The organism is Clostridium sartagoforme (genome assembly GCF_004794105.1).
GTDB lineage: Bacteria > Bacillota > Clostridia > Clostridiales > Clostridiaceae > Clostridium > Clostridium sartagoforme_B.
The window spans coordinates 147,558-167,997 of record NZ_SRYR01000005.1 but is presented as its reverse complement, the minus strand read 5'-3'; the positions used below and the strand labels follow the sequence as shown (position 1 = coordinate 167,997).

The window sequence follows — 20,440 nt, the reverse complement described above, 5'->3', positions numbered from 1 at the left end:
TCAATTAAGCACCCTTCCCCTTATTAAAGCTAATTCTAAAGGTAGTTCCATTACCTTCTTCACTCTTAATTTCAACATTACCATTTTGCGCTTTTATTAAATTATATACTACAAATAATCCAACCCCAGAACCATTAGGATTATATGTTTTTGCTCTTTCTTCCATTTCATATTTATTAAATGCCTTCTTTACAAACTCTTCACTCATTCCTTCTCCATTATCCCCTATCTCAATTATTACTAAGTCTAATTCAACCTTAATTCTTGTAAATATAGTTCCACCTTTTTTAGTGAATTTTATAGAATTTGAAACTAAATTTAGAATAACCCTTTGCATCATTTCTGTATCAAAATAAGTATAGATTTCCTCTTCCTCTGTATCAAACAGAAGATTTATACCACTATTTTTGATATATGTATTTAAAGAAATTAAATAATCTTCTATAAATACAACAATATTATCATATATTAAGTTAGCTTCTAAATTTGAAGAATCTATCTTACTAATATCTATTAAGTTATTAGTAAACTTTGTTAAGATAAAACAATTCTCCTTGCCTATTTCATTATAAAAAGCTAGTTTATCTATATCATTATTATCTATTAATATCTTTTCTAATTGAATTGCTGAATAAATTATATTAACTGGAATCTTTAAATCATGTGATATGTTTGATAGAAAGTTCTTTTTTATTTCTTCTTTCATCTTTATACTTTCTAGCTCTTCTTTCATATCCCTTAACTTTAATTCCTCAGTTAAGTCCTTTAACAATAATATAAATTCATTTTCTTCAGTATTTAGACCTAAAAATCTACATTCAAATTGTTTGCCATTTATTGTAATAGAAGTTGAGTATGAAACTTTTTCATTTTTATTAAATCCTGACAATATTTCCTTTGTACTTGAACTAATATCAATATAGCTCTCGATTCTTCTATTAACTACCCTTCTTAAATTCTTTTCTCCAATAGAATTTAAAAAATTTAAATTACAATATGAAATTCTAAGATTTCGGTTAACTATTACAATTGGATGAGGTAGACTGCTAAGAAAGCTTTTATATAATTGTTGCTTGTCCTTTATTTTTTTATAAGCTACTTCCAATTTGTAATTATTCTTTATTATTTTATTATTTATTTCCTCTAAATACTTACTTGTGTTTACAGTTTCCTTAAATATAAAGTTATAGTTTTCTTTTGTAATATTAAAAACTATAGAAACTAAAATAGCTATAAAAATTATTCTCATTAAAATATCAATTAAATCTATAACCATATATATATTAAAAATATTTGAAAACAACCTAACAAATAAGTTCAATGTAGCAAAATTTAAATTAATTTTTAATAAATCTACCTTTCCATCAAATTTAACTCCAGATTTACATATATATTTATATGCTTTAAAAATAAGCACTAATGAAGATATTCTATATATTAATCCTAAAAACATATATTCATACTTATTATTAATACAGCCTAAGAAACTGAGTATAACTAATAATAATATATATTCAAAATAAATAATTTTACTGTTAACTTCACTTACCCTATATTTTGCTATTATAAAGTACATAATAATTAAGTTATTGTATTTTAAAGTGTTAAAACTTAAAAAACCAATCTTACTTAAGAAAATCTTAAAATCTATAAAGTAATACTCTGGAGTAATAGAAATAATTATCACAATCATAGTAATAAATAAAACTAGTTGTACTAATCCATATATCTCTTTCTTAGTTAGATTTTTCAAATGCATTGAGAACATAATTAATATCATACAAATTATCAAACTTAAAAGTCCAACAATATCATAAACTATTTCTGTGTATCTAAAGGACATAATTTCAAATATACAATAAGCTATTACGCTATAAAAAACATAAGTTAATAAATCTTTTGGAGTCATATAGTATATTTTTTCTCTAAAAGCATTATAGTCCAACTTAATTCTCCTCACTATCTATATTTACTACATAATTTTACAACATTTCCTATTATATGTGAATATGCAAAAAAAATTTATATTAATATAAAAAAAGAGGCTGTCGCATAAACAACCCAAATTAAGAATTAAAAATTAATAATGAATAATTATTCATTATTAATTTTTTTCATTCTGCGACAGCACTCATAATATTTTACCTTTTTATCCAGTTTAATATATCCTCTATTACTTCATCCTTATTCACTTCATTTAACATTTCATGTCTACCATCTTTATATAACTTATATTTCAAATCCTTAACTCCTAAGCTTTTATAAGTGTTATATAAACTTTTAATTCCTTCTCCAAAATATCCTACTGGATCCCTATCCCCAGCAAAAATATATATTGGAATATTAACTTTCTTTACCTTCTCCAAATTTTCGTTTTTATGTATATCATGAATTCCTTTAATTAAGTAATAATAAAACTCTGAAGGATATACAAAACCACAAAAATCATCTTCAATGTACTTCATAACTTCCTTCTCATCACTACTAAGCCAATCAAAGTCGGTATTAGAGTTTTTAACACTACTATTAAATCCTCCAAAGGAAAGCTTATCCATTACTCTGCTTCTATTTTCTCGTCCCCTTAAGATATTTTCTAATCTAGATACTAAAATCCCAGCTTTAGTATATGATTTCTGCTTACCATTAGTACCTGATAAAATTAAAGCATCTATAGTATCTCCATATTCCTGTAAATATCTTTGACTTAAAAATGATCCCATACTATGTCCAAAAAGAACTATAGGCAAATCTTTATTTTCAGTTTTTATTATTTCGTTAACTTTCCTTATATCATCTAACATTATATAAAAACTATCACCTTCTTTAAAAAAGCCTAAACTAGATTTATCTAAGGAACTATTACCATGTCCACAATGATCATGACCATATACTATATATCCCTCATCCACTAACTTTTCTGCAAAATAATCATATCTACCTACCCACTCAGACATTCCATGGACTATTTGTACAACACCTTTTGGATTTTTTATATCTTTTCCCCATTTATAATATGCAATATCAGAACCAATACTATTTTTAAAGCTATATCTTTCCATATCACTCATCTCCTATAAATATCATAAATATAATTACCTTTATTATAATTATTGCTTCTTTAATTAGTCTTGTCAATTTCCATTTACTTTTACATCTTTTCTACATATGTAACGACCACTCTTTAATTAACCTTATGAAATTTCTATATTTAATAAATTCTTATAATATCATTATTCTTTCAGATAAAAAGTTATGATATACTATTGATAGTTAAAATCAAAAATTATTACAATACTTGTTTATATAATTAAATAATTGTAAATAATATTTGATAAGTATATTAAGGTGGTGAATAATATTAGTATTAAATCTATAGTAAGCATATTAGCTTCAAAAATAACAATTTTTCTTACAAAAACAATACTAAAAGGGGGAACTACCTTCCCTGGTAAAGTAGCCTTAAAAATAGATAGAAATATTCTTAAAAGAGTATCTCAAGGCTATAAAGTTGTATTAGTTACTGGTACTAATGGAAAGACAACAACAACAAGTATGATTTATAACATAGTAAAGGAGGATGGTAAAAAGGTAATTACAAATAATACAGGAGCAAATTTATTCCCTGGTATAGTTACTACTTTTATAGATAACTACAAATTCTTTAGTAAAACTGAAGATGCCTATGCCATCATAGAAGTAGATGAAGCAAACTTAAAATATATAACAAAATATATAACTCCAGAAATAATCACTGTAACTAATCTTTTTAGAGATCAGTTAGATAGATATGGAGAAGTATATACTACCTTAAATAAAATATTAGAAGGAATTACTTTAACTAAAGATACAACTTTAGTCTTAAATGGTGATGAATCTTTATTAGGCAATTTAGATTTGCCAAATAAAACTGTGTTTTATGGCTTTAATGCAAAAATAAATGAAGATACTAAGATAGATGTTAATGCAGATGCTAAGTTCTGTAAATTCTGTAAGGCTCCTTATGAATATAATCATATTACATATAACCATCTTGGAGATTTTTACTGTACAGGCTGTGGTTTTAAAAGAGCTGAGTTAAAGTATGCTGTTAATGAAATTTTAGACCTATCACCTGATAGCTCTACTGTTAAAATTAACAACTTAGATATAGAGGTTAGTCAATCTGGAGTTTATAATATCTATAATGCTCTTTGTGCTTTTGCTATAACTAAAGAGCTTGGAGTTAAGGATGAATCAATTATTAAATCATTAGAAAACCAAGATTCTAGTTTCGGTAGACAGGAATCCTTAAATATAGATGGAAATGAAGTTAAGATAATTCTTGTTAAAAATCCTGCTGGATACAATCAAGCACTAGATACATTATGCTTAAATAAAGAAAGCTTTTCTTGTGCATTTTTATTAAATGATAATTATGCAGATGGTACTGATGTATCTTGGATCTGGGATGTAGATTTTGAAAAACTACATAATTTAAATATAGATGAAGTCTTTATATCTGGACTTAGATGTTATGATATGGCTGTAAGGCTTAAGATTGCAGGGTTAGAGGAAGAGAAATTTATTATTGAAACTGAATTTGAAAATCTAACTTCTAAAATAAAGGAAAGTACTAATAATAAAATATATATTTTAGCTACTTATACTGCAATGATAAATTATAGAAAACATCTTTATTCTAAGGGATATATAAAGAAATTATGGTAAGAAAGGAGAAATAATTATGGAACTAAATATTTGTCACCTTTATCCTGACTTACTTAATGTATATGGTGATGTTGGTAATATATTAATATTAAAACATAGAGCGGAAGCAAGAGGTATAAAGGTAAATATAATCAATACTTCATTAAATGATGAATTCGATGTAGAAAATACTGATATTCTTTTCTTTGGTGGTGGCCAGGACTACGAGCAATCAATAGTATCTGATGACTTAAAAACTAATAAAAAAGATAAATTAAGAGAATACGTTGAATCTAATAAAGTTGTAATTGCAATTTGTGGTGGATATCAACTTTTAGGTAATTACTATATGGCTCCAAATGGTGAAAGAATCGAAGGTCTTGGAATTTTAGATATACATACCGATGGTGGTGAAACAAGATTCATTGGAAATACAGTAATTCATAATGAAGAATTTAATGAAACTTATGTAGGTTTTGAAAATCATTCTGGAAGAACTTATATAAACGGCTTAAAACCACTTGGTAAGTGTATAACTGGATTTGGTAATAATGGTGAAGATGGATATGAAGGATGTATTTATAAAAATACTTATTGTAGCTACTTCCACGGATCCCTTTTATCAAAGAATCCAGAGCTTGCTGATAGATTTTTATCTATAGCTTTAAATAATAAATATGAAAATGTAACTTTAGAGCCATTAGATGACACATTAGAACTAAAAGCTAAAAATTATATGATAAAAAGACTAGAAAGTAAATAAATCTAGGGCTGTAGTACAAAAGTCTTAATTGTGCTACAGCCTTAAATATTATTTTTTAAACCTCCGTAAGAAGTTTTCCCCCTAATTTTTCATTTCTCATTCTTAATTTTTAATTGTGCCACAGCACCTCTCTATTTATTAAGAACGTTTATCTTCTTTAAGTATTCTATTTCCTGATCTTCAATATAGTTAAGAGTTTTAAATTCATATCCCTTTTCCTTATATATATCTATTATTCCTTGAAGTGCTTCAACTGTAGTATTCTTACCACCAAGGTCATGCATTAATACTACTTCAACATCATATAGACAACCTTCATCCCTGATTCTAGAAATTAAATAATCTTTAGATATATCATAACTTTCAGAGTCTCCTGTATCTATTGTCCAATCTATATAATTTATATCCTTACTTAAAAGATTAGATTTAATTTTTTTTAATGTTTCAGCTTCGCAATAAGTATTATCTGCTCCACCAGGTAACCTTACAAAATTCATTTTCTTATCCCCTATTACTTTTTTAATATTACTTATACACTTATTTAAATCCGTAAAGTATGCTTCTTCATTTTTATATAAGGCTTTATAATCGTGATAATTGCAATGAGGCATTATAGACATATTACTATTTTCTAATTCTTCTAGCAAATAAGGATAAATACTTATATAATCTCCAACTACAAAAAATGTTCCTTTAATATTATTGGCCTTTAGAATATCAATAATATCCTTAGTTATTTTAACTGATGGTCCATCATCAAAAGTTAAGTAAACTGTTTTTTTAGGAGTTGTTGTATATAGTGCCGATACATGGATAGAATTATAACTAATAAAAATAAAAAGAGACAATATAAAAATATATATTTTTCTTATAGTAACCACCTCCTATAATACTTTATTTTGTACAAATATTAAAAATATATTATATGTAATTTAAACCACTTAACAACTACTCTATTTATTGTTATTATTAGATGTAGATGTTATACTTTAAGATATGTGACAAAATAAACCTTAAGAAATGGGGAGATGAACTTGAAAGTAAAAAAACTATTAAAAACACTAGCGCTTGCTCTTTCTGTTTCATTATTAGCTCCTTTAGCTAATAACGTTAGTGCAATAGAGAATAATTCTAGTGCACCAGAAATAATTGGCGAATCTGCTATTACTATGGATGTAGAAACTGGAGAAATTATTTATTCCAAAAATGCAGATGTTAAGCTTTCTCCTGCAAGTACGACTAAACTAATGACAGCACTATTATTTGCAGAAAATAAATCAAAAGCAGATATACTAACATTTTCTGAAAATGTTCTAAAGGTTACAGAAACATCATTAAATAATTATACTAGTATTAAACCTGGTGATAAGATTTCTGCAGAAGATACTATGAAGGCTGTACTAATTTTTTCTGCTAATGATACAGCTTATTTAATGGCTGAATCTGTCGGTGGAACTGTAGATAATTTTGTTCAGATGATGAATGATAAAGCTAAGGAACTTGGGCTTACAGATACTGTTTTTCAAAATCCATCTGGACTAGAAATAGACCCATTAAATCCTAGCAATACAGAGGTTAATAAGACTACAGCTTATGATTTAGCTAAAATGGCTGTTGCTGCTTTCCAAAATGAATGGGTAAGAGAAATTATTTCTCCAAGTAACGCTAATACTTCTGTTACTATAAATGGTGCACCTATTATTATAGAGTCTAGAAATAAGAATCTAGGTAAAAATGGTAATATAGGTGGAAAAACAGGTACTGAAGAATTAGCTGGGCACTGCTTTGTAGGCTTTTATGAAAGAGATGGAAGAGATGTTGTAACTGTAGTATTAAAATCTGAATATGGTGCAACTGGTCTTAATGTATTTGAAGATACAGAAAAAATAGCTAATTATAGTTATTCAGCTGAGAAAGAAACTTTCAAGAAAGCTGGTGATGAAGTAGGTTCTGTGAATTTAACTTATAAAGCTTTTAAATTCTTTGGAACTGAAAAAGAAATTACTGCTCCAATTACATTAAATGAAGACGTTCAATATTATAAAAATGATTTTAATGATGCAAAAGCAAGTATTACATATGCTAATAATAATAAAGATGCTTGGAGCTTAAGTGGTAATAAAGAAGTAATGTTAACTTACAGTACTCCTGGATATTCAATGGATGTTAAAGGTACTATTAATCTTTCAAAAATGGATTTAATTAAGACTAACCTTTCGTTATATATATTATCAATAGTAATTATAGTTATAATAGTAGTTCTTTTAGTATTAATTATTAGACTTATTAATACTAATAAGAGAAGAAGAAGAAGAAGATATTATTAAACAGTAATATAGTTTAATACTTAGGTGGAATATCAAAGGTTCTGTATTATCACAGGACTTATGACTCCACCTCTTTTATATTAATAGGAACAGAGGTAATAAATATGAAAAAACAAAATTTTAAGGGAAGCGTAATGCTTAACCCAACTCCTGTAGTAGTAGTAACATGTAAAAATTCTGAAGATAAAGTTAATGCCTTCACTGTAGGATGGATTAGTACTGTATGTACTAAAGAACCAATAATAGCTATGGGGGTTAGGCCTGAAAGATTATCTTATGATTATATAAAAGAAAGTCAAGAGTGTGTAATAAATCTACCATCTAGGGATATGGTTAAATTTGTAGATTACTGCGGTGTAGTATCCGGTAGAAAAATAGATAAGATTAAGCATTTTGGCTACAAGTTAAATGAAGGTGTATCTATTTCTACCCCTTCTATAGATTTAGCACCAGTAGCCCTTGAATGTAAAGTTAAGAGTATAACTCCACTTGGTACTCATGATTTATTTTTATTAGATGTTTTAAATGTAAAAGTATCTGAAGATATAATTGATGAAAAAGGAAAGATCTGTTTCAATAAAGCAAACTTAATTTGCTATAATCATGGAGAATACTTTGGATTAAATGCAAAACCTCTAGGTTCTTTTGGGTATTCAATTAGAAAGAAGAAAAAATCATTTAATAAAAAATAGTAAATAAATTGTATAATATTCATTCTTCCATCCCTTTCCTTGACATAAGAATGAAATGTTACTATACTCAATAATGTTAAAGTAAATTAATTCGGGGGATTATTCTATGTTTATATTAACTTATAATATTAAATTTAAAGAACTAGATTCAAAAATCGAATTATTAAATATCAATGATATTTATAATGTCTTTTATGATAGTCCTTTAGAAATCACTACTGATGAATATGGCTACGGCTATTTAGAAAAAGAAGTTAGTGATATAGATATAAAAGTTGCCTATGATGAAGATAAATCATCACTTAATAATTTTATAAATAAAGTTAACTCTATTATAGATTCTACTTGTGTTTCTATTGAGGAAATAAATTATGATTATGAGGATTTTGATTTTCCTGATGTTCATATTAATGACGAATGGATGCTATCATCCTCTACAGATGATGATAAGGAAAAAGGTAAGAATGTAATCACATTTTGTCCTCAAGGAGCCTTTGGTACAGGTCTTCATGAAACTACTCAGGATTTATTAAATGTTATCTTATCTAAAATAGATCTACATAATAAGACAGTTATGGATATTGGTACTGGATCTGGAATACTATCTATTGCGGCATCTATTGTAGGTGCTTCCAAAGTAACTGCAATTGATATAAGAGATGTTAGAGATGAAGTTATTTTAAATGCAAAATTAAATGGACTTTATAATATAGAAGTTTTAATAGGAAATGCCCTAAATGGTGATGTTAACATTAATGATAAATTCAATTGGATATTTATCAATATTGGTGGAGAAGAAACTGAATTATTTATGGATTTTATAAAGGAACATTTAGAAGAAGGCGGAAACTTACTAGTATCTGGCCTTGTTGAATGGAGCTTTAATAAAGTAAAAGATATTCTTAATAAAAATGGTTTCACTTTATTAGAAAAACATCAAAGCAATGAATGGGTAACAGCTATTTTTCAGTAGTACTATAAATTATAAATCAAATTTAAATGGGTCTATCCTTATGGATAGACCCATTTAATATTCAAAAACATATTGATGTAATTCTCTAGAATTGCTAAAAATTATTTCTAAACTCCCATAGGAGTTTTTTCCTCGATTCTTCATTCTTAATTCTTAATTTTTCATTGTGCTCTAGCACCCTCTATTTGTTATATAAGTACTTGTAAATATTATAGTTTGCTTTTACCTTATCAACATATTTTTTAGTCTCAGGAAATGGTATGTAACTTAATGTTTCTCCATCCTCGGAGTATTCCTCATGATTCAGCCACTTATTAACATTTCCGCTTCCTCCATTATAGGCAGCAAGAACTAAATCTAAGTCTTCATCAAATTCATTTTCTAAATTATCTAAGTACCAACATCCCATTTTTATATTTAACTCAGGGTCAAATAGCATAGATGACATAAAATAATTAACATCTAGCTCTTTAGCTATCCATTCCCCTGTGCTATCCATAATTTGCATTAAGCCTTTAGCATCTTTCTTTGACACTGCTTCTTTATTAAAATTACTTTCAGTTTTTATTACTGCTAAAACAAGATAAGGATCTAAACCATACTCATCACTATACTTATTAATATATTCCTCATATTTGTAAGGGTATACGTACTTTTTCATTCCAAACATAAATGCAAAATAAGCTACAAGTAGTACAATTAAAACAGTTAATATACGCTTAAATTTCATTACCTTCTCCTTACTTCCTTATAACATTAAAAAAATCCATTACCTTATCTACCTGACCTTTAGTTTTTAATAGATCTCCATTATTATCTATAATAATATGAGCATAATCTTTCTTTTTATCTAAAGAAATTTGTGCGTTTAATCTATTAATTGCTTCATCCCTAGTTAATCTATCTCTATTTCTTATTCTAATTATTTGAGTATTATTATCAACCCAAACAACTACTATATAGTCCATATTTAAATGAAGATTATTTTCTATTAAGGTTGGAGCATCAAGAACAATTAATTTTTCTCCTGCTTTTTCATACTTTTCTATTTCTTTAAATATCTCATCTTTTATATAAGGAATAATTATATCCTCATACTTTTTCCTTTGCTTAGGAAACCTAAAAATATGATTTCCAAACTCTCTTCTTCTAAATTCACCTCTCCAGTCAAAAAATCCAGAACCAAATTCTATTTTTATTTTCTCTAATATTTCCGGATATTTTTTAAGTACATCTTTTGATATAGTATCTGCATCAATGACAATAAACCCTTTATCACAGAGCATTTTCGTTACTGTACTTTTTCCTGACCCAATTCCTCCTGTTAACCCTATTTTAATCATTAAGTTAAGCCCCCTTACTTAGCCTCATACCAAGTTTTTCCTAGATTAATATCAACTTCTAGAGGCACTGCTAGTTTTAATACATTTTCCATTTCTTCTTTTACTAAAGCTTTAACCTCTTCTAATTCATCCTTTTTAACATTTAATATCAATTCATCATGTACTTGTAGGATAATCTCACTCTTTAATGATTTTTCCTTTAATTTATTAAAGACATTTACCATAGCTAGCTTAATTATATCTGCTGCACTTCCTTGGATAGGTGCATTCATAGCAAGTCTTTCCCCAAGGGACTTTACTATCTTATTAGAAGATTTAATTTCAGGTATAAATCTTCTTCTATTTAAAATAGTTAAAACATATCCTTTTTCCTTAGCTTCTTCAGTTAAACTATCTAAATATCCTTTAATATTAGGATATCTATCAAAGTATATTTCCATATATTCTGATGCTTCTTTTTTAGTAATGTGTAAATCTTGTGATAAGCTAAAGTCACTTATTCCATAAACTATACCAAAGTTAACAGCCTTTGCTCTACTTCTCATTAGTGAAGTAACTTCATCAACTGGAACCTTAAATACTTCAGAAGCTGTTTTTCTATGAATATCACTATGCTCCGTAAAAGCACTTATCATATTTTCATCCTTTGACATTTCAGCTAGCACTCTTAGTTCTATTTGAGAATAGTCACAAGATAATAATATGTCCTCTTCATTATTAGGTATAAATACCTTTCTTATTTCTCTTCCCATTTCATACTTAATAGGTATATTTTGAAGGTTTGGCTCTGTACTAGACAATCTTCCTGTAGTAGTTACAGTTTGATTAAATGTTGAATGAATCTTACCATCAACATCTATTACATTTTTTAATCCTTCTACATAAGTAGAGTTAAGCTTTGTAATTTGTCTATAATAAGTAATTTTAGGTATTATGTCATGCTTATCTTGAAGTTTTTCTAAAACTTCTGCATTAGTTGAATAACCTGTTTTTGTCTTTTTAATTACTGGTAGGTCTAATTTTTCAAAAAGTATCTTACCTAATTGCTTAGGAGAGTTAATATTAAATTCTTCTTCTGCTAAATCAAATATTTCTTTTTCAGTAGTAATAATTTCTTCCTTAAACTTAACTGCTAGTTCATCAAGCATTTCTTTATTAATTTTAAATCCTAGAGATTCCATAGAAGATAATACATATATTAATGGATGTTCTACCTTATAATATAATTCTTCCATATCTTCTTCTTCAATTTTCTTCTTAAAATAATTGTAAATATCTTTAAGCTTATAATTAAGCTTTCCTTGTAATATTATATCTTCACCTTTTACATCTTCACATAAGTATTCATTTACTAGTGTTAATAAATCATAAGAACTTCTAGCTGAATTAATTAAATAAGCTGCTATTGCAGTATCAAATATAAAATCTTTTATTTCAATATTTAACTTATTTAAAATAGTAATTAATGACTTCCCATTATGGATAACCTTGTTTAAGTTTTCCTTTTCCATAATTTTTTTCAATCCATTAATAGCTTCTTCATTATTAGATAAAGAAATCTCATTAAAATCAATGTAATATGTTTTGTCCTTGGATGAAATATAAAGTTTATCTAGTGATATTTCTGAATATCTCTCGCTATTTGAAACTTCATATGTAATATAACATATTTCTTCTAAATTTAAGTGTAGCTCTGAAAAAGCCTTTATTTCAGTAATACTTTCAAGGTTAAAATTCTCTTCTTTTTCTTTAATTTCTTCATTTTCTTCACTGTTTGGAAGTTTATCTATCATAGATTTCATTTGAAGCTTAAAGAAGAATTTCTTTAATTCATCATAATTATAATTATCTTGACTCTTAATTTCATCTAAATCGAACTCCATTGGAGCTTCTGTAATTATAGTAGCTAACTTTTTACTAAATATAGCTAACTCCCTGTTGTTCTCTAAATTTTCTTTTAACTTCTTACCACTAATATTATCTATATTATTAAGTACTTCCTCAATAGAACCATAAGTTTGAATTAATTTATAAGCCGTTTTCTCTCCAACCCCTGGAACTCCTGGAATATTATCAGACTTATCACCCATTAATCCTTTTACATCTATAAATTGAGTTGGAGTAACTCCAAACTCATCCATAAAGGTTTTATAATTATATACTGCTGTTTCAGTGACTCCCTTTTTAGTTATAACAACATTTATATTATCTGATGCTAACTGCAGGGCATCCCTATCTCCAGTTACTATATATACTTCAATACCATTCTTTTCAGCATACTTAGCTAATGATCCTATAATATCATCTGCTTCATAGCCATCCATTTCATATATTGTAATAGATAATAGATTTAAAAGATCCTTTGTTAGTGGAAATTGTTCTGCAAGTTCTTCTGGCATCTTTTTTCTTCCAGCTTTATAATCTTTGTATTCTTTATGTCTAAAAGTTGGACCTTTTCTATCAAAAGCTGCAACTACATAATCCGGTTTTAATTCTTCTCTCATTTTAAATAGCATATTTGCAAATCCATATACTGCATTTGTATGAATTCCATCTGTAGTCGTTAATTCTGGAATTGCATAAAAAGCTCTATTTAAAAGAGAATTTGAATCTAATATTAATAATCTTTCCATCTTTATCCTCCAAATTAAGGTATTAGTTCCTTAAAGCTATTTTTACTATAAATTATACTATTAAAAGCATAATAAATCATTACTTTTTACTTAAAATATACTTAAGTCTAATTCATCAGATAAGTCTTTTATTAGTTTCAGTCCAGCTATACTATTGCCCTTTTCATCTAAAGCAGGTCCATAGATACCTATTCCATACTGTCTAGGAACCGTTGCTATAATACCTCCCCCTACTCCAGATTTTGCAGGAATACCTACATTAACAGCAAATTCTCCTGATGCATCATACATACCACAAGTAACCATTATAGATTTAACTATTCTACATACATCCTTAGGTATTACCTTTCTACCATTCCAAGGCAGTACACCATCATTTGCAAGAACTACTCCAAACCTAGCTAGGTCCCTGGCATCTAACTCTATTGAGCACTGCTTAAAGTAAAGATCTAATATTTCTTCAACATCACCATCTAATACACCTGTACTTTTCATAAAGTAAGCTAAGGCCCTATTCCTACTTCCTGTTTCTTTTTCTGATAAATAGACATTTTCATTTACATATATATCATTATTATTTGTAACTATTTTTAAGAAATCTAATATTTTTTTTAATCTTTCTTCAACATCTTTTCCATCTATTAAAGATGAGGTCATAATAGCTCCAGCATTTATCATAGGATTATATGGCTTTCCTGTATCACTTGCTTCTAAGTTAACTATTGAGTTAAATCCCATTCCTGTAGGCTCAACATCAACCTTTTTAAAAACATTTTCTCTTCCATTATCCTTAATGGCTAAAATTAATGAAACTACTTTAGAAATACTTTGTATAGTGAATTTTTTATTATAATCACCAGCGAAATATTCCTTTCCTCTTGTATCAACTATATATATTCCAAGATCATTTGGATTAGCTTCTAATAATGCTGGAATATAAGCTGCTAACTTTCCTTCTTTTCCATATTTTTTGTTGTTTTCTACTAATGTATTAAGTAAATTAAACATAACTCACCTCTTATCCTTTGCTTTCAGTACACTATATTATATTCATTATTATTCTTCTAAACAAGGATAAATAATCAATTTCTCTAGACTATTTTTCTATAATGTGCAAAAATAAACATATACTAGATTGGAGGTAATTATATGGATAATAATATGTTGGAAAAATACGCTTATCTTTCTGTCAAAAAAGGGGTTAATTTACAAAAAGGTCAAGTCCTTTTAATTAATTCTCCTGTTGAATGTACAGATTTTGCTAGAGCTATAGCTAAAGCAGCTTATAAAGAAGGAGCTAAGGAAGTAGTTGTTCACTACGGAGATCAAAAGCTACAAAGATTAAAGCTTGAATATGCTTCTATGGAAACATTACAAGAAGTGCCTAATTGGCTTGCTGAATCATTTAATTCTTATGCAAGAGAAGGTTGTTGTGCTATATCTATATCAGCACAAGATCCTGATGCTTATAAGGGAGTTCCTGCTGATAAAATAGCAACATTCCAAAAGTACAGACAAATAGCTTTAAATGAATATTATAATTATACTATGGCTAATAAAATTCGTTGGACAGTAGTATCAGTTCCTACAGAGGCTTGGGCTTTAAAAGTATTTAATAATTCAAACTCTGAAGAAGCTGTACAAAAACTATGGGATGTAATTTTTAAAGTTGTAAGATTAGATAAGGAAGATCCTATTAAAGCTTGGGATGAACATAATTCAAATATAAATAAGACTTTAGAATTCTTAAACACTAATAAATTTACTAAACTACATTACACTAACTCAGTTGGAACAGATTTAACTATAGAATTACCAGAAGACCACCTTTGGCTTGGTGGAGCTGAAAAATCAGTAGATGGATTAGATTTCAATGCTAATATGCCAACAGAAGAAGTATTTACTCTTCCAAAGAGAAATGGAGTTAATGGTACTGTATCTTCTTCTAAACCTTTAATTTATGGTGGTAATTTAATTGATAACTTTACACTAACATTTAAAGATGGTAAAGTAGTTGATTTTACTGCTAAGGAAGGATACGATACATTAAAAGAATTGTTATCTAGTGACGAGGGTGCTAGCCACTTAGGTGAAGTTGCATTAGTTCCTTATGACTCACCAATTTCTAATTCTAATATAATATTCTATAATACTTTATTTGATGAAAATGCTGCTTGTCATTTGGCTTTTGGTAAAGCTTATCCTACATGTATTGAAAATGGTGAAAACCTATCTGAAAATGAATTGTTTGAAAAGGGTGCAAATAGCTCTATAGTACATGTTGACTTTATGATAGGAACTAAAGATTTAAATATTGTTGGTATTAATAAAGAAAATAAAGAAGTTCAAATATTTAAAGATGGAAACTTTGCTTTTTAAGAAAAATTAAAGTTCTATAAAAAATAAAAATGGGGCTGTTTCAAAAACAGCCCCATAAAAAATATAAAAGCAAACTATCTAAGCTTAGACCCTGTCCATTCAACTAATCCTACTTTTAAGAAAATTACAAGTTGCATATAGACATTCTTCTTATAGATAATAATATACCATATCACCTTATATTATGTTAATTTTAAAAATTACTAAATATCCGCCTAAAAAATTATTAATAAAATTACTGTTACATGCTTAAATAAATTTTCTTTACTAAGATCAGATATTCTTTTAATTATTAATCTTACATTGTATCACAGTACAATTTTTTATGTTAAAACCTTATAGTAAGCTTATTTTTCACTTTCAACTTCTTCAACAGCCATTTCTTCTTCAGCCTCAATCTCATTTCTTGGCTTACCATCTCTTCTTTCTAATTCTGCCTCTAAAGCTACTTTAATTCCTTCAGTCTTCTCATTTAGTTTTTTCTTAGCTTTAAACTTTTCTAATAATAACATTATCCATGAACCAAGGCCTTTCATGTTTTGAGTTTCAGTTATTTTTATTTCTGTAGAGCTTGGACTCAATTCAACAAATTCATATCTAGATACATAATTATCTTCTTGAATAGTATTAGTAACTTCATAAAGCTTATTTTTCTCATATTCAGTTACTGTAGTAGTCATTTCTATTTTTTTCTTTGCTACATATTTTATAATTCTAGTATGACTCATCCCCTTCGGATTTTTATCATTAAACTTAGGAATTTCTCTCTTATTAAGGTCAATAAACACCTTAAAAACTCTCTCTAATGGATAATTTATAGTTATACTTTTATTGTAACTGCTCATTTAAAATCCCCCTTTATAATTTATACTCAATTATATTATTACATCTTTTCCTAAAAATATCTATACCTTTTCATCGGAATATTATAAAGGCCTTAACAACAGGTCATTCTTAAATGAAAAAATGAAGATAATGAAAAAATGAAGGTGCTGTCGCACAAACAGAATTAATTTTTTCATTGTGCGGCAGCACCTTTGGTTTCAAAGTTCTTCTTTCCCAAGATTAAATTATTCAGGGAGTTTTTATTACATTAATTTTTGATTACTAAAGCTTCCATATTTCTTTATTGTACTCTTCAATAGTTCTATCTGATGAGAAAAATCCAGCCTTACTAATATTAATTAATGCTTTTCTATTCCAAGCTTCCCTGTCTTCATAATCTTTAAACACTTGTTCTTTTACTTTTATATAATCTTCTAAATCTAATAAAGTCATAAACCAGTCTTTGTTTATAAGTTCATTAAATAATCTATAAAGAGAAGTACTATCTCCTAGCTTAATCATTTCATCACTAACGATAAAATCTACTAATGGTTTTATTAAGCCTTTATAATAGTAGTTTCTAGAATTATAATCTCTATTTTTATAATGTGAAATTACATCTGAACTCTTTTCTCCAAATATATAAATATTATCCTTACCTACTAAATCCATTATTTCAACATTAGCGCCATCTTCTGTACCTAATGTTACTGCTCCATTAAGCATAAACTTCATATTTCCTGTACCTGAAGCTTCTTTAGATGCAAGAGAAATTTGTTCTGAAACATCGCAAGCTGGAATAACTTTTGATGCACTTGTTACATTATAATTTTCTATCATTACAACTTTTAAGAATTTATTTGCCTCTGTATCATTATTTATTACTTCAGTTAAGCAAAGAATAGCATGAATAACATCTTGAGCAATAATATAAGCTGGAGCTGCTTTTCCTCCAAAAATAGTTGTTATGGTGGTATCTGGCTTATTACCCTTTTTTATTTCTAAATATTTATAAATTAAATATAATAAATTCATTTGTTGTCTCTTATACTCATGAAACCGCTTTATTTGTATATCAAAAATTGAATTTTCATCTATAATAATATTTTGAGTATTTAATAAATAATTTTTAAAATTAATTTTATTACTCTTCTTTATTTCACCTATTTTTTTTAAGACTTCCTTATTATCCTTATAATCATATAGCCTAGATAGCTTTTTATAATCCTTTATAAAATCTCCTCCAATTAATTCTTCTATATAAGAGGATAAATTTTCATTACAACTTAATAACCATCTTCTAAAAGTTATACCATTAGTCTTGTTATTAAACTTATTTTTATAAATATTATAAAATGAATTAAGCTCTTCATTCTTTAATATTTCTGTATGAAGGGCTGCAACACCGTTTACATTAAATCCATAATGTATATCTAAATTAGCCATATGAATCATATTATTTCTATCTATTATACTTACACTTTCATCTTTAAACTTACTATTAATTCTACTATCTAACTCTTTTATTATTGGAATTAGTTGAGGAGCTACCTCTTCTATATAACTTATAGGCCATTTTTCTAAAGCTTCTGATAAAATTGTATGATTTGTATATGCACAGGTTTTAGATACTATATCTATTGCCTTATCTTTATCTATTCCTTTTTCAATTAATAACCTAATTAGCTCAGGTATTATCATTGATGGATGTGTATCATTAATTTGTATTACTATATTTTTATCTAGATCTTCAAGACTAAGGCCATTTTTCTCATTTTCAAGTAATATATATTGAGCTGCATTACTAACCATAAAGTATTGTTGGTATATTCTTAATAATTGGCCTTCCTTATCTCTGTCATCTGGATAAAGAAATAATGTTAAGTTTTTTCTTATATCTTTCTTATTGAAATCAATATCATTTCCTACTATCTTTTCATCTATAGTATCTATATCAAATAAATGCAGGTTATTAGAACTATTTTTAAAACCAATAATATCCATATTATATAATTTTGAATTTACCTTAAAGTCTCTAAAATTAACTTCAAAGCCAATATTACTTTCATTAAGCCATCCACTATTATTAATCCATGGATTTTTTACAGCTTTTTGTTTATTATTTTCAAATACTTGCTTAAATAGACCAAGGTGATAATTAAGACCTATACCATCTCCATTTAACCCTAAGGTTGCAATAGAATCTAAAAAGCAAGCAGCAAGTCTTCCAAGTCCACCGTTTCCTAAGGAAGGTTCAATTTCTATCTCTTCTATTTCACTAAAATCTATATTGTATCTATCTAATACTTCCCGAGTTTCTTTGTAGATATCTAAATTAATTAGATTATTTTTTAATAATCTACCTATTAAAAATTCAGCTGATATATAATAAAGTTTTTTCCCGGTCTTACTTATTTCTTTTTCCTTAATTTTACTCTTAGCTAATTCCACTAAAGAAAAGTAAATTTCTTCATTACTAGCAACCTTTATTGACTTATCATATTTTAATTTTAGTATTTCCAGTAGATTCTTTTCTATCATCATCATCCACCCTTAAAATATTAATATACTATAATAATATTACTAATCAATACTTAACGTTCCCCTATAAAAAACTCTTCATCACAAAATATTTCTAAAAAGAAAAAAGCTATGATTAAATTGTCATAGCTTCTATCTTTTATTTCAATATCTTGGTAACGCTAGCACTTGCTATAACGCCCTCTATCAAATAAACTATTGTATTTCTAATAAATCCTTAGGCTCTTTTAAATCATAATCTGCATTGATACCTTCTGTAAAATCAGCTCCCCATAACGCTAGTCCAAAATCCATTCCTGCAGCCTTACTTGCTTTGTAATCAAATATTGTATCTCCAATATAAAGACAATCACTTGGGGAAATATTTAATATTTCAGCTGCTTTTAATAATGGATCTGGATGTGGCTTATGTAACTCTGTATCATCGGCTAATACTTCACATTTTACATACTTATCAAGGCCTTTTTGAATAAAGTCGATTTCATATTGATCTCTAGTTTTTGCGCTTACTATTCCACAAATTATATTCCTATTATTTAGCTCTTCGAAGACCTCTTCAAAACCGTCAAATAAAGTAGCTCCTTCTTCAAACTCATTTACGTACTTAACCCACTTACTATAAGACCTTTCTATATCTTTAAATCCTAACTCCTCAAGTGTTTTTATACCTGCATATGCTTTATATTTTAATAAATCATTATAATTTATTTCTAATCCCAATTCTTCTTTAATTAATCTTTGAAGTGGTATCATATTCATTCTTTCAGTATTAAGAACTGTTCCATCTAAATCAAATAACATACATTTATACTTACTCATATTCATCTCCAATTTCCTCTATATCTGTCTTAATACTAAATATAATATCATATATTAGGTTTTATTGTAACTAATCAGGATTTATTTAATTAATCCTTAATAAGTAATAAGCATATAAGTTGTAATTAAGTTTTTACATTATTTGAAGTTTTATTTCGTGTTGAAAATAATTAATATATGAAGTTATCTAAACAACTTATATTTAAATTAAAAGATCGATTCTTTCAATTTAGATAATTCACTAAAGAATTATTTTTAATTTATAATGATATAAAACTATAAATGTATATTATTAATTGAAAAATATATATTAATATATTTCTAAATAAAATTACCTTACAGTTATTTAAAAATTAAAATAACTGTAAGGTAATAAATCTTTATATATTATATTACTATAAAGGCTTTATCTTACATTAATTAAATATAATTATTTCAAGATCTTTTCTATCCTATTTT

16 protein-coding genes are annotated in these 20,440 nt (G+C 27.0%); 6 read left to right on the top strand and 10 right to left on the bottom strand.

Annotated features, from left to right (window positions below):
• Positions 1 to 4: 4 nt before the first annotated feature.
• Both E5347_RS11345 and E5347_RS11340 read right to left on the bottom strand, forming a co-directional pair.
• Positions 5 to 1,945 carry a HAMP domain-containing sensor histidine kinase gene (locus E5347_RS11345; RefSeq protein WP_136007347.1) on the bottom strand — a complete coding sequence of 647 codons (1,941 nt, stop codon included), beginning with the start codon at positions 1,943 to 1,945 and terminating at the stop codon, positions 5 to 7.
• A 196-nt stretch (positions 1,946 to 2,141) separates the two neighbouring features.
• Positions 2,142 to 3,059, bottom strand: coding sequence for an alpha/beta fold hydrolase (locus E5347_RS11340; protein ID WP_136007346.1), 918 nt, complete (start codon positions 3,057 to 3,059; stop codon positions 2,142 to 2,144).
• Positions 3,060 to 3,348: 289 nt separating this feature from the next.
• Between E5347_RS11340 and E5347_RS11335 the strand changes: the two genes are divergently transcribed.
• Positions 3,349 to 4,707: a Mur ligase family protein gene (locus E5347_RS11335; protein ID WP_136007345.1), complete on the top strand. Its 1,359-nt coding sequence runs from the start codon at positions 3,349 to 3,351 to the stop codon at positions 4,705 to 4,707.
• A gap of 16 nt (positions 4,708 to 4,723) precedes the next feature.
• Positions 4,724 to 5,449, top strand: a complete 726-nt coding sequence (locus E5347_RS11330; RefSeq protein ID WP_136007344.1) for a type 1 glutamine amidotransferase — start codon at positions 4,724 to 4,726, stop codon at positions 5,447 to 5,449.
• A 131-nt stretch (positions 5,450 to 5,580) separates the two neighbouring features.
• Here E5347_RS11330 and E5347_RS11325 read toward each other — a convergent pair whose 3' ends face one another.
• Positions 5,581 to 6,330, bottom strand: coding sequence for a polysaccharide deacetylase family protein (locus E5347_RS11325; RefSeq protein ID WP_136007343.1), 750 nt, complete (start codon positions 6,328 to 6,330; stop codon positions 5,581 to 5,583).
• A 153-nt stretch (positions 6,331 to 6,483) separates the two neighbouring features.
• Here E5347_RS11325 and E5347_RS11320 point away from each other — a divergent pair, with 153 nt between their 5' ends.
• The 3 genes from E5347_RS11320 (at position 6,484) to E5347_RS11310 (ending at position 9,441) form a co-directional block, all read left to right on the top strand.
• Positions 6,484 to 7,776, top strand: a complete 1,293-nt coding sequence (locus tag E5347_RS11320; protein WP_136007342.1) for a D-alanyl-D-alanine carboxypeptidase family protein — start codon at positions 6,484 to 6,486, stop codon at positions 7,774 to 7,776.
• Positions 7,777 to 7,880: 104 nt separating this feature from the next.
• Positions 7,881 to 8,468: a flavin reductase family protein gene (locus E5347_RS11315; protein ID WP_136007341.1), complete on the top strand. Its 588-nt coding sequence runs from the start codon at positions 7,881 to 7,883 to the stop codon at positions 8,466 to 8,468.
• A gap of 106 nt (positions 8,469 to 8,574) precedes the next feature.
• Positions 8,575 to 9,441: a 50S ribosomal protein L11 methyltransferase gene (locus E5347_RS11310; protein WP_136007340.1), complete on the top strand. Its 867-nt coding sequence runs from the start codon at positions 8,575 to 8,577 to the stop codon at positions 9,439 to 9,441.
• 181 nt (positions 9,442 to 9,622) lie between these two features.
• Here E5347_RS11310 and E5347_RS11305 read toward each other — a convergent pair whose 3' ends face one another.
• The 4 genes from E5347_RS11305 to glsA form a co-directional block, all read right to left on the bottom strand.
• The gene (locus E5347_RS11305; RefSeq protein WP_136007339.1) at positions 9,623 to 10,171 is read right to left on the bottom strand and encodes a lytic transglycosylase domain-containing protein; all 549 of its coding nucleotides are present in this window, start codon (positions 10,169 to 10,171) and stop codon (positions 9,623 to 9,625) included.
• Positions 10,172 to 10,181: 10 nt separating this feature from the next.
• Positions 10,182 to 10,784 carry a dephospho-CoA kinase gene (coaE, locus tag E5347_RS11300; RefSeq protein ID WP_136007338.1) on the bottom strand — a complete coding sequence of 201 codons (603 nt, stop codon included), beginning with the start codon at positions 10,782 to 10,784 and terminating at the stop codon, positions 10,182 to 10,184.
• Between the two features lie 14 nt (positions 10,785 to 10,798).
• Positions 10,799 to 13,417, bottom strand: coding sequence for a DNA polymerase I (gene polA, locus E5347_RS11295; protein ID WP_136007337.1), 2,619 nt, complete (start codon positions 13,415 to 13,417; stop codon positions 10,799 to 10,801).
• Positions 13,418 to 13,507: 90 nt separating this feature from the next.
• Entirely contained in the window at positions 13,508 to 14,425 is a 918-nt protein-coding gene (glsA, locus tag E5347_RS11290) for a glutaminase A (RefSeq protein WP_136007336.1), read from the bottom strand.
• Between the two features lie 141 nt (positions 14,426 to 14,566).
• Between glsA and E5347_RS11285 the strand changes: the two genes are divergently transcribed.
• Positions 14,567 to 15,796 carry an aminopeptidase gene (locus E5347_RS11285; protein ID WP_136007335.1) on the top strand — a complete coding sequence of 410 codons (1,230 nt, stop codon included), beginning with the start codon at positions 14,567 to 14,569 and terminating at the stop codon, positions 15,794 to 15,796.
• Positions 15,797 to 16,143: 347 nt separating this feature from the next.
• On the opposite strand, the gene E5347_RS11280 is transcribed toward E5347_RS11285, so the two are convergent.
• The 3 genes from E5347_RS11280 to E5347_RS11270 form a co-directional block, all read right to left on the bottom strand.
• Positions 16,144 to 16,641, bottom strand: coding sequence for a DUF3284 domain-containing protein (locus E5347_RS11280; protein WP_136007334.1), 498 nt, complete (start codon positions 16,639 to 16,641; stop codon positions 16,144 to 16,146).
• A 262-nt stretch (positions 16,642 to 16,903) separates the two neighbouring features.
• Entirely contained in the window at positions 16,904 to 19,162 is a 2,259-nt protein-coding gene (locus E5347_RS11275; RefSeq protein ID WP_136007333.1) for a glycogen/starch/alpha-glucan phosphorylase, read from the bottom strand.
• 195 nt (positions 19,163 to 19,357) lie between these two features.
• Entirely contained in the window at positions 19,358 to 19,981 is a 624-nt protein-coding gene (locus tag E5347_RS11270) for an HAD family hydrolase (protein WP_136007332.1), read from the bottom strand.
• Positions 19,982 to 20,440 lie beyond the last annotated feature (459 nt).